Origin of the sequence: Capsulimonas sp. (genome assembly GCF_039929585.1) — a bacterium.
Classification (GTDB): domain Bacteria; phylum Armatimonadota; class Armatimonadia; order Armatimonadales; family Capsulimonadaceae; genus Capsulimonas.
In genome coordinates this window covers 1-15660 of sequence record NZ_JBDSQY010000369.1, presented here as the reverse complement: position 1 = coordinate 15660, position 15660 = coordinate 1, and the positions used below count along the sequence as shown (strand labels likewise).

General features: G+C 59.4%; 16 protein-coding genes. 8 read left to right on the top strand and 8 right to left on the bottom strand.

Annotated features, from left to right (window positions below; genetic code table 11):
* Nucleotides 1-14: 14 nt before the first annotated feature.
* The 6 genes from ABIZ35_RS28365 to ABIZ35_RS28340 all read right to left on the bottom strand — a co-directional run bounded on the left by ABIZ35_RS28365 (nt 15) and on the right by ABIZ35_RS28340 (nt 5450).
* Nucleotides 15-1256 (bottom strand): hypothetical protein, encoded by a 1242-nt coding sequence (locus ABIZ35_RS28365; protein ID WP_348223313.1) that lies wholly within the window; start codon nt 1254-1256, stop codon nt 15-17.
* A 29-nt stretch (nt 1257-1285) separates the two neighbouring features.
* Complete coding sequence (locus tag ABIZ35_RS28360) at nt 1286-2557, bottom strand: hypothetical protein (RefSeq protein ID WP_348223312.1); 1272 nt, start codon at nt 2555-2557, stop codon at nt 1286-1288.
* 84 nt (nt 2558-2641) lie between these two features.
* Nucleotides 2642-3229, bottom strand: coding sequence for a hypothetical protein (locus ABIZ35_RS28355; protein WP_348223311.1), 588 nt, complete (start codon nt 3227-3229; stop codon nt 2642-2644).
* Nucleotides 3230-3297: 68 nt separating this feature from the next.
* Entirely contained in the window at nt 3298-3648 is a 351-nt protein-coding gene (locus ABIZ35_RS28350) for a nuclear transport factor 2 family protein (RefSeq protein WP_348223310.1), read from the bottom strand.
* A 96-nt stretch (nt 3649-3744) separates the two neighbouring features.
* The gene (locus ABIZ35_RS28345; protein ID WP_348223335.1) at nt 3745-4080 is read right to left on the bottom strand and encodes a nuclear transport factor 2 family protein; all 336 of its coding nucleotides are present in this window, start codon (nt 4078-4080) and stop codon (nt 3745-3747) included.
* Between the two features lie 41 nt (nt 4081-4121).
* Entirely contained in the window at nt 4122-5450 is a 1329-nt protein-coding gene (locus ABIZ35_RS28340; RefSeq protein ID WP_348223309.1) for a hypothetical protein, read from the bottom strand.
* A gap of 120 nt (nt 5451-5570) precedes the next feature.
* Between ABIZ35_RS28340 and ABIZ35_RS28335 the strand changes: the two genes are divergently transcribed.
* Nucleotides 5571-6269: a 7-carboxy-7-deazaguanine synthase QueE gene (locus tag ABIZ35_RS28335; protein WP_348223308.1), complete on the top strand. Its 699-nt coding sequence runs from the start codon at nt 5571-5573 to the stop codon at nt 6267-6269.
* 77 nt (nt 6270-6346) lie between these two features.
* Nucleotides 6347-6628 carry a hypothetical protein gene (locus ABIZ35_RS28330; RefSeq protein ID WP_348223307.1) on the top strand — a complete coding sequence of 94 codons (282 nt, stop codon included), beginning with the start codon at nt 6347-6349 and terminating at the stop codon, nt 6626-6628.
* Between the two features lie 83 nt (nt 6629-6711).
* On the opposite strand, the gene ABIZ35_RS28325 is transcribed toward ABIZ35_RS28330, so the two are convergent.
* Nucleotides 6712-7638, bottom strand: a complete 927-nt coding sequence (locus ABIZ35_RS28325; protein WP_348223306.1) for an RNA polymerase sigma factor RpoD/SigA — start codon at nt 7636-7638, stop codon at nt 6712-6714.
* A gap of 247 nt (nt 7639-7885) precedes the next feature.
* Between ABIZ35_RS28325 and ABIZ35_RS28320 the strand changes: the two genes are divergently transcribed.
* The 4 genes from ABIZ35_RS28320 to ABIZ35_RS28305 all read left to right on the top strand — a co-directional run bounded on the left by ABIZ35_RS28320 (nt 7886) and on the right by ABIZ35_RS28305 (nt 11412).
* Complete coding sequence (locus tag ABIZ35_RS28320) at nt 7886-9181, top strand: heme ABC transporter ATP-binding protein (protein ID WP_348223305.1); 1296 nt, start codon at nt 7886-7888, stop codon at nt 9179-9181.
* 127 nt (nt 9182-9308) lie between these two features.
* On the top strand, nt 9309-9860 hold the full coding sequence (locus ABIZ35_RS28315) for a peroxiredoxin (protein ID WP_348223304.1): 552 nt from the start codon (nt 9309-9311) through the stop codon (nt 9858-9860).
* 27 nt (nt 9861-9887) lie between these two features.
* Nucleotides 9888-10349 (top strand): TlpA disulfide reductase family protein, encoded by a 462-nt coding sequence (locus ABIZ35_RS28310; protein ID WP_348223303.1) that lies wholly within the window; start codon nt 9888-9890, stop codon nt 10347-10349.
* Nucleotides 10350-10647: 298 nt separating this feature from the next.
* Complete coding sequence (locus ABIZ35_RS28305) at nt 10648-11412, top strand: DUF1559 domain-containing protein (protein WP_348223302.1); 765 nt, start codon at nt 10648-10650, stop codon at nt 11410-11412.
* Nucleotides 11413-11490: 78 nt separating this feature from the next.
* On the opposite strand, the gene metG is transcribed toward ABIZ35_RS28305, so the two are convergent.
* On the bottom strand, nt 11491-13542 hold the full coding sequence (metG, locus tag ABIZ35_RS28300; RefSeq protein ID WP_348223301.1) for a methionine--tRNA ligase: 2052 nt from the start codon (nt 13540-13542) through the stop codon (nt 11491-11493).
* A 208-nt stretch (nt 13543-13750) separates the two neighbouring features.
* Between metG and serS the strand changes: the two genes are divergently transcribed.
* On the top strand, nt 13751-15034 hold the full coding sequence (serS, locus tag ABIZ35_RS28295; protein ID WP_348223300.1) for a serine--tRNA ligase: 1284 nt from the start codon (nt 13751-13753) through the stop codon (nt 15032-15034).
* A gap of 6 nt (nt 15035-15040) precedes the next feature.
* On the top strand, nt 15041-15499 hold the full coding sequence (locus ABIZ35_RS28290; RefSeq protein ID WP_348223299.1) for a hypothetical protein: 459 nt from the start codon (nt 15041-15043) through the stop codon (nt 15497-15499).
* Nucleotides 15500-15660 lie beyond the last annotated feature (161 nt).

The following is a 15660-nucleotide window of genomic DNA, read 5'->3' as shown; positions in this document are numbered from 1 at the left end:
CTTATTCGATTTGGTCAGCCTTTATTCACGCCGGCGACGATGTCGCCCTGCGAGTTGCGATCCACTCGATGCCGCGCCCTTTCTAACCATGGATGCAGGTCGGTAATCGCTTTGCCGCGATCGTCGCGTCCGTCCGGGCCGATGCTGTACAGAACATATGTGGCGCCGCTGAGGCGGTATCGCAGCGGCGCGCCGCTGAAGGGGTCGGTCGTGGGCGTGCGCAGAATGGCGGGGGTGAGCGCGGCGAGGGTTTTGGGGTAACGCCCGTGTTCGGATTGATAAATGCGCAGGCCGAGTGTTGCGCGCAGCAGGGCGTTCTGCGTGCGTGCGTTGGCGTCGAATAGGACTGTCGGGGCGCTGATGGCGGCGAAGCTCAGGACAGCGAGCGAGGGCTGGAGAGCTTCCAGTCGCGCCTTGCTGTATGGACGGCGCGCGGCGGCGGCGAGCTTGTCCATGTAACTCGTGTATCCCTGCGTGATCGTTTTCTGATCGATCTTGCTGAGCAAAGCGACCGCCGATTTGTCGCTGAGGATCTGGTCGGCGAATTTGCCCCGCCAATCCGGCTGCTGGAAGATCACTTTCAGCAGCGCCAGATATTCCCGCTCTTCCTGGTGGAGAACGTCCGCCAGCGGCGTGTGCAGACGCGCGATCCGATCCATCCGCGCAATCGCCTGCCGTGACTGAGCGGCGCTGAGATGGCCGATCTTCTCCCACAGGTCCACGCACCCGATCGCCTGCACGGCGTTTCCGACCAGTTCGGCGATGACCGACCCTCCGCGCACGCACATCTCGCCTAGCTGCACGGCGTCCAGATCCGAATTGGCCGCGCCGGCCCAGTCGCCATGCGCCGCGCGACTCTGCGCCTCCACTCTGAGCAGGCGGGCCAATGCGCGAAACTTCGCCACCTCCGAGAAGAAGCCGCTTGGCGTCAGCCCATTCACCGCCGGCGGAGGCGTGAACGAAAAGGCGAAGCCTTGACGCAGAAGCCGGAGCGCTTTCGCGTTTCGGCGCACAAGATCGTCACGCTGCGCCGGTGTCAACGCAGTCGTCGCCGCGCCAGGGCCGTCGCCCCCGAGCGCCCGGCTCAGCTCGTCGCCCTTCACATCCATCGCCGCGCCCGCGTCCACAAAATACCGATAAGCGTTGGTGGATGTGACGGCGGCAGGTTTAGAGCCCCCCTGTGCATGCGAGGACAACACTGGCGTCGCGATTATCACGGACATCAGCGCGAGCGAATATTTTGTGGTGGTTTTCATATCGTTCTCTGCCGCCAAGCGAGAAATAGTTAATTTTTATTCACGCCGGCGATGATGTCACCGGGAGAATTCTGCAGAACGAGCGCTTTCGCCTTATCGGTTTTTGCGGCCTCATTCTTGATGGGGGCGCCACCGTCGTCTTTGGTGTCCGGTCCGACACTGTACAGCAAATAGCCGCCATTCTGCAAGCGGTAACGCAAGGGCGCATCGCGGGCGAAGGGATCAATGGGCGCCTTCGCGAGTATCGACGGTGTGAGCAGTGTCAGAGATGCTGGGTAGCGGCCGAATTTTTCGTGATAGACTTGCAGTCCCAGCGTCGCGCGCAGAAGCTCGGCCTCAGCGATTGATAATGTATCCCGGAACTTGAGTTTCGTCCCCGACGGGATGTAGATCAATCCAGATGGGTCCGCATCGGCGATGTCTTTACTCCTCAGGTCATATGGTTTGGATGCGATCGCGATATCATAGTCCATGGCGCGTGTTTGAGCGAGGCGAAGCCTGGCGGGATTGACAGCGTCGATATTAACTCCCTGTTCTTGAAATTCGCGCTTACTGTATTTCTTTTTCTGTTTCTCTATCTCCGTCAGCATGCTTTCCAGCATGAGCCTGGAACTCGATTTCTCAGTGCGCATCACGTTCGCCAGCGGCTCGCGATGTTTCTCAATCTCATCGAGACGGGCGGCGGCATGTTTCGCCTGCGCCGCGTTGAGATGAGGGGTAATATCCCACATCCCAACGCGTCCGATCCCCACGACCGCTTCGCCGACAAGTTTTGTGATAACATCGCCGCCGTGCGCCGACATTTCTCCCAGCTGAATGGCGTCCAGATCGCTTTCCATCGCCCCCGCCCAGTCGCCTCTTTCTGCGCGTACCTGCGCTTCGAACCTTAAGAGCCGGGCGAGATGACGAAAGCTTGCAAAGCCTGGGATGTTCCTGGCCTGATCATTCGGTGGATTGGTCCCAGACGGTGGTGTAAAGGGATAGGGAAATCCTTGGCGAGCGAGCGAAAGCGCCGGTTCATTCGCTTTGAGAATAGCCATTTTCTCCGCAAGTGTATACTTATGCGGAGAGCCTGACTCCGGCGTCCATCCCCCCGCCCGCTCCACCTGAGCGTCCCTGTTGCTTTCCCGAGCCAGCTTGCCGGCGGCGACAAAGTAGTCGTAGGCGTTATGTGATCTGATCGGCGCGGCACTCTGTTTGGTCGGTGTGACGACGCCGCCGAATGCACAGGGAGGTAGGATTGCTATTGCGCAGGCAATTGTAATGAATAGAATGAAATTCTTGGACGTCTTGACTGGCATGTGTCTGAAATCTCCCCAACGCCGATATTTTATCGGCGTCCGATCATTGAGACCCAGGAACATAAATTAAGTTGCCGACGACTTTTATCGCGGGATATTCAGGCTATGCGTTCGATTGAATTCGACGTCATGGCGGTCGTAGCCGGAGTGCCTGTACACCAGAGTGCGTCCGTTCGGCGAAATGCTTTGAATACTGTAGCCTTCGCCGTCCTCAACCCTGGCGCGCTGTAGAAAACGCGTCTTCCCTTTGCCGGTCCAGAGAATGATGTAGCCGGCTCCATAGTCCGCGCCGCCGGTCGCGACGACAAATGAGTGCGGGCGCCCTGGAAGCCAGGCGCAGTTGCGGATGTCGTCAAATTCACGGCTGACTTTCTTGGCGTGAGCCCATGGATGCGCGCCGGCGGTGTTCCGATACACGGTCGCATATCCGACTTCCCCGTCGCCTAGCGTGACACGAGCCACATACTTGCCGTCCGGTGAAACGCGCCGATAATCCGCGTAAATGTGATCGGGTTCGTGCGGCGTGAGCCTGTTCGAACAAAAGGTTTTGTCGAAAATCGTCGTCTTTGCCGGATGGCTTTTGTGGGAATGCTTTGAAGTCGCGGCCGGAGAAATGCACGACGAAAAGATGATGAGAGCGGCAGTCAGCGCTTTGGCGAACGGTGAAATCACGGATCGGTTCCTTGTACGGAAATGACAATCGGGAGCGGCGCGAGTTATCGCGCCGCTCCCGAGATCACTTACATGAAGAACTTCTCATCGACGATCTTGTCGCCGCTGACGGTGTACAGTCCCGCTTCCTTCATCGTCTCACGCTTGCCGCTGGGACGATTCGTGGCGTCGAGCTCAAATCCGACGATGAACTGGTCTCCGTTCACGAAGGGGCCGGTGACGACCACGCTGTGCACTTCGAAATTCGCAACCCACCACTCGCCTTTCTTTCGGACGGCTTCGATGCCATTAGAAACGGGATCGTCGCCCATCGGTTCCGTGCTCACGATGTCATCGGAGTAGTACTGGTTCATCGCGTCTTCGAACTTGCCTTCTTTGCAAAGGTCGACCAGACCCTTCGCGATTTCTGATACGGACATGGTGTTCTCCTGTGTAGGTGTTTGTGTCACTTGCGTACATATATTCGTCATTAGAAATGGGAATTACTTCCTCATTTCGCCTGCCCATCCCCCACTTTAAAAGAAAAATCGCTCCTCGATAATTTGGCCGTCACGTACTTGATACATCGCCGCTTCCTGGAAGCTGACGGCTTGCCAGTCCGCACGCGCGGTCATGTTTATGTCCAGGACGATGACAATACGGTCTCCGTGGATCAATGGTTCCATTGCCGTCACGTTGTGGACTTCGTATTCGTCGAACCACGCCTGCACTTTGGCGGCGACGGCGGCGCGGCCGCATGTTTCCGTGGGCGGATCGCCCGGCTCGATGCTCACGATGTCGTCCGAATAGTATCGGGCAAGTTCATCGCCGAACTTACCCTGGCGCAAGAGGTTCGTGGCCTCGCGTGCGATTTGAGAGATGTCTATGTGGGTATCCTCCGACCGAGCTGTCGTTAGTAATGGTTCAGAAACGCGTTGAAGTCGCCAAGCGAGTCCGGATAAAGGATCATCTTTGTATTTTCCGACTTCGCGGACGGGTTGACCGCCGGGTTGCCGCCGTCGTCGTTTTTATCCGGGCCAATGCTGTAAAGACTGTAGCCGTTCAGCCCGTCTCCCGTGACGGAGTAATGCAGCGGAGCGTCCTGGGCAAACGGATCGCCGGGGACGCGTGGAAGATACTCGGGCGTCAGCGCCTCAAGGGTGGTGGGGTAGGATTTGTGATCGGCGAAGTAGGCGCGCAGCGCCAGCATCGTCATCACGCAGCGGCTGGACATCTCCGACGTCACGTCCTTGAAGCGGCTTTCGTAAATGAGCTTGTATGTAGAGAGTGACAGTGGGTCGCTTTGCCGTGAGATGGGAATGAGCGTGCTGTCGTACGGCTGGCCGTAACGTTCGATCAGGCTGTCCATTTGGTTCTCATAGCTCGTGATGACTTGGTCCTTATCCGACTGTAGCATCATGGCGAACATCTGCCTCGCCGCTTCTTCCTGGCCGTTGGAATCGTCGTTGCCGCCGGCGGTCTGGGCGGCCTGCACGGCAATCGAAGGATGGCTGTAAAGCTCCTTGGCGCTGGTGATGTTCGCTTGCTTTTCGATCTTTAAGATCTCCGTGTAAGGCACATGCAGCGCCATAATCCGTGACAGCCGCTGTGCGCCTTCCTTGGTCCCGTCTGCGCCAAAATCCGGCGTGATGATCATGTCGTGCAGCGGCCGCCGGCCGATCGCCTGGCACGCGACGCCTACGAGCATGCCGATGACGGGGCTGTCGCGCTGGATCATCTCGCCAAGCTGAATGGCGTCGAGTGAACTGTTGATCGCCGTTCGCGTATCCTTCTTTTCGTTCGCGACATCCGCTTCGAGCGCCAGCAGCCGCGCCATGGCGCGAAACTCTTTGTAGTAAGGCATCATGGTCGTGAAGGAGAGAACGGGTGGATTATGGTAGGTGTAAGCGAAGCCTTCACGCAGTTTGGCGAGCGCCGGCGCGTTTTCCTGGATTAGCTGCGTCTTTTCCTCCAGCGTGTAAACATGGTCCAGCGGGTTGCCGCTGTTGTGATTTTTGGATACCGCGAAGCCGACCTTTTGTTGATCGACAGCGAGTTTGGTCGCGGCCAGAAAGACATCATATGCGTTGATGGACGCGGCTTTCGGAGCTTTGACGGCGGGGCGCTTCGCTGCGGACGGCTTTTTAGGCTTCGCTTTCGCGGCGGAAGCGGGCGAGGCGATTGCGCCGAGCGTGACGAAGAGCGCGGCGGCGAGGATCGGCAGGCGTTTCGAGTGGGGCATGGGGCGTTCCTTCGGGAATGATAATGGCGAACGAGTGTAGTAATTGAGGCTTTATTATACGTGATTTCTAAGAAACTTTGCCGTGTGGGCGAGACTTTGGGGGCGAGGTATAATAAAGGCATGTCCAGCGCGCTCGTCATTCATCCTCATAACGGCCGGCCCTACCAGGGGGCTACTCCCGACCCCGCAGGAGCCACCCGCGACGCCATGGCGGCGGCGAAGTCCGGGGCGCTGCCGCTTGTGGAGATTTTCTATTCGCTTCAGGGCGAAGGGCTGCGCACCGGGCAGGCGACGGTGTTCGTGCGCTTCGCCGGGTGTAACCTGGCCTGCGAGTTCTGCGACACGGATTTTCGTGTGCAGCGGCTTGGAACTCCCGAGGAGATCGCGGACGAGATCGCTGAACTCGCGCCCGATTGCCGCTGGGTCTGTTTTACGGGCGGGGAGCCGACAATCCAAGACTTGCAGGAGCTCTGTGATCTGCTGCATGCACGCGGATACCAATTGCAGATGGAGACAAACGGCACGCGTCCGCAGCCGGGCTGGGGGATCGATCACGTGACCGTTTCGCCCAAGCAGCCGCAGGGCGGCCGTTTGGACGTTTGGTACGAAGCGAACGCGGCGGAGTTCAAATACGTTGTGGACGACGAAACGGATTTGGCGCGCGCGCTGGCCGGCGTCCGCGCGCACGGCCGCATGACGTTCCTCCAGCCAAACGCCTTAAATAAAGACGCCATCGCGCTTTGTATTGACGCCGTCAAGGAATACCCCACGCTTTTTCGACTGTCCTTGCAGACGCACAAATTTCTCGATATCCGATAACGAATACAGCCGCCATAAGGCAGGCAGCCGGTTTATTGTCCGCCGCTCGCTGGGTATATTTCAGATGGAGGACGGACATGAACGTGAAGAAAATCTTGTTCTGGGCGGCTGCCGCCATGGTGGCGGTTCCCGTGGCGCGAGTCGTTTGGCTGAAGCGTCAGGATGGCGCGGACTCTGATGCGCGGCGCGGTGCGAAGTTCGACGGCAAGTCGCCTTATCGCGAGATCGTCGCGGACACTCTCAGCCAGCACGAAGGCGAAGAAACGCCGATGGTGAAGGCGTTTGAAGAAGCGCTGGAGCAGGAAACGCATCTGGAAAAGCAGCTCGCGCAGGATATTGGCCTCCGTTCGCCGGCCTGAGTTTACGATCGACAATAGACATAAATGAAGCCCCGCCGAATTTCGGCGGGGCTTTCTGATTGCGTGAAATAATTTCTAATTGACTATGCCTGGAGGTAATCACGCAGGCGTTTCTTGCGGGCGGCGGAGCGTAGTTTGCGCAGGGCCTGGGCTTCGATCTGGCGGACGCGTTCGCGGGAGATATGGAGTTCGTCGCCGATTTGCTGAAGGACGAGCTTGTCGTCCTCGTCGAACCCGAAGCGCTTGCGCATGACGATCTGCTCGCGATCATCCAGCGTATTTAAGATGGCTTCGATCTCACCGCGCATTTCGCTGGCGATCAGCTCGTCCTGCGGGTTGGGCGCGCTTTTGTCGAGCACGAGGTTGCCGAGGGAAGTGCTGTCGTCGTCGCCGACCGTCATGTCCAACGAAACCGGCTCCTGGGTCGTTTGAAGAAGACTATTCATCTTTTTCAGCGAAAGGCCTGTATGCTCAGACAGCTGTTCGATGGTGGGTTCTTCGCCTAGCTCACGACGCAGTTCGGAACGAGAGCGGTCGATTTTGCGCAGGGACTCGGAGATGTGCGCGGGGAGGCGGATCGACTTCGATTTGTTGTCGATCGCCCGGCCGATGCTCTGCCGGATCCACTGGGTAGCATAGGTGCTGAAACGGTATCCCATACTCGGGTTGAACCGCTCTGTGGCCGTCATCAAGCCGATCGCGCCTTCTTGAATCAAGTCCTCTAAAGGAATGCCGCTGGCGAGATAGTTCTTGGCGATGGAGACGACGAGGCGCATGTTGGCCTCGATCAATCGCTCCTTGGCGGCGGAGTCGCCAAAGAGGGCTCGTCTCGACAGAACTTTTTCTTCGCTGGGCGTGAGAAGCTTAGTTCGGGTGAGGCGATTGATATAGGAAACGAGATCATCCGCATGACTCGCATCCGCAACGGCTTCTGGGAAGACCGTTCCGATTGCTTCCGGTCGTCCCCGGCCTGCGGGTGTATTGAAAGATTGGTCGGCTGTCGTGGCCATAGGTGTTACTTGCCTCGCCTGACGATAACGGTAACCTCATCTTCGAGTGAGCGTTGCTATGCAATCGCTTAGTTCGGCGTTCGCTCCCCAATATCCTTCGTCTGGGTATTCAGAATTTTAACGCATCCGTTTTCGGCGTATCGCACTGGGGATTTCCGCCTATCACCTTGTACCCGAACGGCTAGGCTTTAATACCTGTGCGCCTTACCGGGAAATTTGCTATAATCGATTAAGGATATTTGATGCGATGCGTTTGGCGGCGGAAAAAATCGATTTGGATTACGGCGGCGCGGAGCCGGTGCTGCGGAATTTCTCTCTGGATCTTCGCGGCGGCGAGCTGGTGGGGGTGGTCGGGCCGAACGGTTCCGGGAAATCCACACTGATCCGCGCGCTGTCACGGACGCTGCGGCCAAGGCAAGGCGCCGTGCTGCTGGAGGATCGCGACCTGTTTCGGGACCGCACGGCGCGGCAGGCGGCGCAGTCGATTGGGACGGTGCCTCAGAGTACGGAAGTGGCCTTTGAGTTCACGGCGCGCGAAGTCGTGCAGATGGGACGCTCACCTCACTTGCCGCGCCATCCCTTTGCGGGAGCGACGGCGCGCGACGCCGAGATCGTGGACCGGGCGATGGCGCAGGCGGGCGTCGCGCATCTGGCGGACCGGATCGCCTCCACCCTGTCCGGCGGCGAACGGCAGCGCGTGCTGCTGGCGCGGGCGCTCGCACAGGAACCAGGTGTCATCTTGCTTGATGAACCGACGGCGCACCTCGATATCCACCATCAGGCCCAGCTGCTGTCTTTGGTGCGCTCGCTCGCGCACGACGACGGTGTGGCGGTCCTTGCCGTCCTGCACGATCTGAACCTGGCCGCCGAATACTGCGACCGTCTCGCCCTGCTGCATGGCGGGCGAGTGATCGCGCTCGGCGCTCCCGCCGAAGTGCTCACCGCCGAGCATGTGCGCGCCGCCTATGGCGCTCGCGTCTGGGTACGCTGCCACCCGACCAACGGCCGTCCCTTGATCCTGTCTCTCCCGCATGACCCCGAGATATCCGATGAGGCTGCTCCTGAAGCGCCTCTAGGAGATGTTCTGGTCGTCTGTGGCGGCGGTACGGGCGCGGGACTGATGCTGCGGCTGCGCCAGGCCGGGTGGGGCGTGCGCGCCGCTGGGCTGAACATCGGCGATACCGACTTGGAGGCCGCCGAGATGCTCGGCGTCCCCTCTGTAAGTGAAGCGCCGTTCACCGCGCTGTCGGAAGAAGCCGCGCGCCGGATCGAAGCGTCGGCGCTTACGGCGCAGGCCGTCGTCGTTACGGACGTGCCCTTCGGCCGCGCCAATCTCGCCAACCTCCGCGCCGCGCTGCATGCCGCCCAGGCGGGCAAAACCGTGATTTGTCTCCAGTCTCCCGAAACTTCGTTCGCCGAGCGCGACTTCACCGGCGGCGAGGCGGCGGCGCTTTGGGACGAGCTTCTCGCCGCCGGCGCGATGGCGGCTCCCGACGGGGATTCCGTGCTTATGGGGCTTTTGGAATCATTGCGCGCTGAGTGAAATTGGGCCATTTTCGTCTTTTGGCTTAGGTATAATAAGGGCGTTTGGCGGGGAAACTCCTCGCCCTGCGCCGTTGTTCAACAATCGATCACTCAGTTAAAAGCATAGATGGAGGCTTCTCATTACGATGGCTATCGCCAAGGTGGGGCAACCCGCGCCCCAGTTCACCGCTCCCGTTTTCGACCCGGCCGACGGCTCTCGCCTCGGACATAACGTAAGCCTCTCCGACTACAAGGGAAAGTGGCTCGTATTCTTCTGGTATCCGCTGGACTTCACACACGTGTGTCCGACCGAGATCACCGCGCTTTCCGACCGCTATGAAGAGTTCCAGGAACTTGGAACCGAGATTTTAGGCGCCAGCACGGATAGTGTTTACAGCCACAAGGCGTGGGCGTCCACCCCGCGTTCGGCCAACGGCATCGAAGGCCTGGCGTACCCGATCATCTCGGACATGACCCATCATGTCGCCGAGGATTACGGCGTCCTGATCACCGAAAAGGGCATCGCCCTGCGCGGTCTGTTCATCATCGATCCCGAAGGCGTGCTTCAGTACGCCACGATCAACAACCTGAACCTGGGCCGCAGCGTCGATGAGACGCTTCGCGTTCTGCAGGGACTTCAGACCGGCGGCCTTTGCCCCTCGGACTGGAAACCCGGTCAGAAGACCCTCAAAGGTTAAAACCAAAACGACAGAAAGGGAAGCGTCATGCCGTTAAAAAGCGGAACTCCCATGCCGAGCCTGGACGGCGCCACGGAGTGGTTCAACGGGGAAGTCAAGAGCGAGTCGCTTGCCGGCAAGCCGACCCTCGTTTACTTCTGGGCCGTCTCCTGCTACATCTGCAAAAACAACATGCCGACCATCGGGGCGTGGAAGAAGGAGTTCGAAGGCCAAGTCAACTTCGTCTCCGTTCACATGCCGCGCCAGGAGTCGGATACGGACCTGGAAGCCGTGAAGAAGATCATGGCGGAGTTCGGGATCGACGAACCGGTCGCGGTGGACGGCTACCACGAAATCGGCGAGCGGTTCCAGACCCAGGGCTACTGGCCGTACTACTTCCTGTTCGACGCCGACGGCAACCTCAAGAGCCGCGCGGCGGGCGATGTGGGCCTGAAATCGATCGAAGGCACTTTGAATCGATTGATCAATCCAGAGCCCGTCGCCGCCTGATGCGTCGAATAGAACACTCCAGAACAGAGCGCGCGATTGTTTCGCGCGCTCTGTTTCTTTTACATGTGGCCTGCGAATCCAGTGGTGAATCAATATTTTCCATGTGCTAGTCAGGGAATCCCTATTCGGTGAGTGGGACCGTATGATAGAATAGTCTTGGGAATAAATTTCCACTCAGTGCCGAGACTCGCGCCGATAGCCTCACAGCTTGCGGCGGCGGTTTATTAAGAATAGCCAATGTCCCAGCGGTTTCGAAACCGTTTTATCGCTTGGTTCGAGTTCTCGATAAGGAGCACGTATGGAAAACCGCCAGTCTCCCCGCATTCGCGCGGGATTTACGTTGATTGAACTGCTCGTGGTTATCGCTATCATTGCGATTCTCGCCGCGATCCTCTTCCCCGTCTTCGCCAAAGCTCGTGAGAAAGCTCGCCAGATCAGCTGCACTTCGAACCAGAAACAGCTGGGTTTGGCGATTATTCAATATGTGCAGGATTACGATGAGACCTATCCCATGGTCAATCTGGACACGATCGCCGGGCAGGTCGGCTGGGCGAATTTAGTTCAGCCTTATGTCAAATCAGTCGCAGCCTATCATTGTCCTGATTTTCCGGGAGCTCAAGATACTTCGCTCGACCTTGCGGCTTATTCCGTCACATTCAATTACAACTCCATGCTGGGATATGTGGACTACGGCAGAATGTCGGCCTGGGACATCTCCGACTCTGGTCAGCCTCTGTCGGCAGTCAGCAATCCTTCGTCCACAGTCCAACTGATGGAGGCGTATCCCTACAACGCCAGCAGTATGCGTCCCTACGGCGCGGGACACGACTGCAGCGGCTTGATCGTTCCTCAGCATAATACTGCTCCGTGTGACGATCAGGCCATGAACTACTCACCGAGCGGCTTTGGCAATTACAACGGCGCCGTACAGGTCCATACCGGCGGCGGCAACTACGCTTTCACGGATGGTCATGTCAAGTGGTTCCGCCCTGAGAAACTCTACGGTGGGAGCACGCCATTTTCCGTGTCCGGCGACTCGCCGACGTTCCACGTTCACGACTGAATGACCGAGCACAAAAACGCCCCGCTTTTTCTTTATAGAGAAGAAGCGGGGCGTTTGCGCGTTCAGACCGGCAGCAAATCAGCGAACTTCCGATCCTGGCGCGACGCTTGGGTCTTCCGGCGTCACTAAGATCGCGCGGCCGTTGGCGTCGGTGGCGGCGAGGAGCATCCCCTGGGAGTAGATCCCGCGCATCTTGCGGGGGGCGAGGTTGGCGATCACGACGATCTTTTTGCCGATCAGGTCTTCCGGAGCGTAGCTTTCGGCGATTCCGGCGAGCAGGTTGCGCGGCTCGGCCTCGCCGACGTCGATCGTCAGGTGCAGGAGCTTGTCGGCGCCTTTGATACGGTCGGCGGTCTTGATCTCGGCGACTTTCAGCTTCAGCTTGACGACATCGTCAATGGTGATCGTGTCATCGATAACTTCGGCGGGCGTGGCGGCGTCGGTCGCGGGCGCGGTTTCGGCGGCGGGCTCCGGAACAGCAACGGTGGTCGCTTCGGGCGTCGGGATAGGCTCACTCACGATTTTCTTTTCCTTCGGTGGCTTGGACGCGGCTTCTTTGGCGTTCAGTTCTTTGATATTGATGCGTGGGAAGATCGGCTGCGCTTCGAGCGTCTGCGTTCCCGTGGCGAGTAGGCCCCACTCTGACGCGGTCTCCCAGGCAGGGACGACACTCGGATCCAGGCCAAGCTGCTCGCGGATGCGGGCGGAGGCGTAGGGCATGAACGGCGCGATCAGGACGCTCGCAATACGATTTGCTTCCAGCACTTCATACAGGGCTTCGGTGACGCCCTGCTTGTCGCCTTCTTTTTGGCGCTTCCAGGGGGCGGAGGTGTCGATGGCCTTATTCGAGGCGGCGATCAGCTTCCAGATCGCGACCAGCGCGGCGCCGGGATTGAGCTTCTCCATCGCTTCGGTCGCTTCGCGGTAGACTTCCTGGGCGAGTGTCGCCACGGAGCTTTCTGCGGTCGCGGCGGCGGCTTCGATGATGACGCTGTCTTGATACTGCTTGAGCATGTTCAGCGTGCGATTGAGCAAGTTGCCAAGATCGTTGGCGAGATGATAGTTGAAGTGCTCGACCAATGTCGCCAGGGAGAACTCGGCGTCTCCGGTGAAGGAGATGTCGCGGATGAGATAGTAGCGCAAGGCGTCAATGGCCGCGCCCTGGGTCGCGCCGCTGGCGGCGACGAGATAATCCACGGCTTCCTGCGGCGTGGGGATATTGCCTTTCGACTTCGCGCCCTTTTCGCCGCCCACCAGCCACCAGCCGTGGCCGAGGACATGCGCGGGCAGCGGCAGATCCAGGCCCATCAGCATCGCCGGCCAGAGGGTCGCATGGAAACGGACATAAATCTCTTTGCCGACTAAGTGCAGGTCCGCCGGCCACAGCGTCTCCCAATTCGGATCGCTGGGCCAGCCCGTGGCGGCCAGATAATTGATCAGCGCGTCGAACCAGACATAGACGACTTGCGACGGATCGTCGGGCGTTTCAATGCCCCAGCCGGTGTTGCGGCGGGACACGGCGACATCGCGCAGGCCCTCGTCGATAAAGGCCAGCACTTCGTTGCGGCGCGTGTCGGGCTGCAAAAATGCGGGGTTGGCGTGGATATACTCGCGCAGGCGCTCGCCATAAGCCGAGAGCTTAAAATAATAGACATCTTCCGTCACGCGCTCGACTTTGGCGCCGCTTTCGATCGCGACGCCGTCTTTGACTTCGGAGTCGCGGAAGAACGTTTCATCGGAGACGGAGTACCAGCCCTCATACTTGCCGGCGTAAACGTCGCCGCGCTCACGCAGACGGCGGAACACTTCCTGCACGACTTCTTTGTGTCGCGGCTCGGTGGTTCGAATAAAGTCGTCGTAGGAGATATCCAGAAACTTCCACGTCTCCACAAATCGGCTGGAGATCCGGTCGACAAACGCCTGGGTCTCCTCACCCTGCTTCGCGGCGGCGTCCGACACCTTCTGCGCATTCTCATCGGTGCCGGTCAGGAAGAAGACTTCCTCGCCGCGCTGCCGATGGTAACGTGCAAGCGCATCCGCCACGAGCGTTGTGGTTGCGGAGCCGACGTGCGGAACGCCGTTGACATAATAGATGGGGGTTGTGAGATAGAATTTCTTCGAGTTTGCCACAATGCAGCCTTTGTCTGGAAATCGCGCGATTGGCGAAAAATTGAGTGCTAGACAGTAATTGTACCCGAGGAGAGGCGCGTATGTCAGGGCGGAACGCGCGAATCCACGGTCCGTCCCTGTGTCATCGAGAAGTTTTGGAACGGACCTGGTCTGAATTTGCGTATGATATTGCTTTTCTTACGTCGGTCTCCTATGGTACAATAGCGCAATGCTGGATATCAAACTCTTACGTACCGATCCCGATGGCGTGAAGACGCGCCTGCTGGCCCGCAACGCCGACCCGACCGCCGTGGATGGCGTTCTGGAAATCGACGCGCAGCTTCGCGCCAACAAGACCGAAGGCGAGCAGCTTCAGGCGGATTTGAACTCATCCAGCAAGAGCATCGGCGCCTTGATGAAGGATAAGAAGTTCGAGGAAGCCGAAGCGGCAAAGGCGCACACTCGCGAGCTGGGCGACCAGATCGCCGTGCTGGCGGAGAGCCGACGGCCTTTGGAAGAAGACCTGGACGCCAAGCTCTTTCTGATCCCGAACCTGCCGCATGAGACGACGCCGCCCGGAGACGAAGAGAACTTCCAGATTACCAAGACCGTGGGCGAGCCGCGTAAGTTCGATTTCGAGCCGAAGGCGCACTGGGATCTGGCGACGGATCTGGGGATTATCGACTTTGCGCGCGGAACCAAGCTTTCGGGCAGCGGCTTTGTACTATACAAAGGGATCGGCGCGCGCCTGGAGCGCGGCCTGGTCCAGTTCATGCTCGATCTTCATCAAGATAAGCATGGCTATACCGAGTGGGCCACGCCGTTCTTTCTGTCCCGTGAGAGCATGAAGGCAAGCTGCCATCTGGCGAAGTTTACGCCGGAGATGTACCACGACGCTGAGGACGATCTCTTTGCGCTGCCGACCGCCGAACCCGCGCTGATCAATATTCATCGCGATGAGATTTTGGATGGCCGCGACCTGCCGCTGAAATATGTGGCGTATTCGCCCTGCTGGCGCCGCGAGGCCGGCGCTGCGGGCAAGGACACCCGGGGACTGCTGCGCGTCCACCAGTTCGACAAGGTCGAGATGGTGAAGTACACGCTGCCCGAGACGTCCTACGACGAGATGGAGAGCCTGCTCACCGACGCCACCGACGTGCTGGACGCGCTCGGCCTGCCGTACCGGATCAAGCTGCTCGCGGGCGGGGATATTTCCTTCGCCGCAACCAAGTGTTACGATGTCGAGGCGTACGCGCCCGGCGTCGACAGCTGGCTCGAAGTGTCGTCCTGCTCCAACTGCGAGGACTTCCAGAGCCGCCAGGGCAGTATCCGGTTCCGCCGCGAACCGGGAGCGAAGCCTGAGTTCCCGCACCTGCTCAACTGCAGCGGCACCGCGCTGCCGAGAGTGCTCGCCGCCCTTCTGGAGACCTACCAGGAGGCCGACGGCTCCGTGCGCATCCCAGAGGTGCTTCAGCCCTATCTCGGCGGCCTTTCCGTTTTGACTAAAGGATAGATTTCCGTGCAATTTACACACGAAATGACGATGACCCTGGACGCGACCCCCGAAGCGGTGTACGCGGACTGGACCGACGCCGGCATTCTGCCCTCGCGTCTCACGCATGTCCGCGCCATCGCGCGCGGCGACCATGAGGACCTGGCCCGACTGGTGATCATGATCGCCGGCCGCCACATCGAGTTCCCCGCCCAGCGCACCATGTGCGCCGCCAACACGATCTGCTGGCAGAGCCTGGGCGAAGAGTTCCTTTATGTCCTCACAGTCGAAGTCAAACGCGAGAAAAAGAGCGGCGGCTCCGCCGTCACCGTCACCGTCGCGTACGATCCGCCGGGCTTCCTGATCGACTTGATCGAACTGGGCACGCAGCGGATTTTCAAGCAGCAGTTCGAAGCGGACATCAAGCACTACGCCTCGTCCGTGGACACGCCCGATCTGCTGGGGGCGCTGGGGATGGCGGGGTAGGGACCCCATCCCCTCAACTCGCTTTGGCTCGTTTGTCCCCTTTCCCTGCTAAAGGCCCTTCGGGCGGGAAAGGGGATGTTCATCACTGCGGTCCGCACGAGTTAGTCGTTTGCTTTTTGGATAAGAGGCCCCTCCGCCCCAATTCTGGGGGACCAGATTTC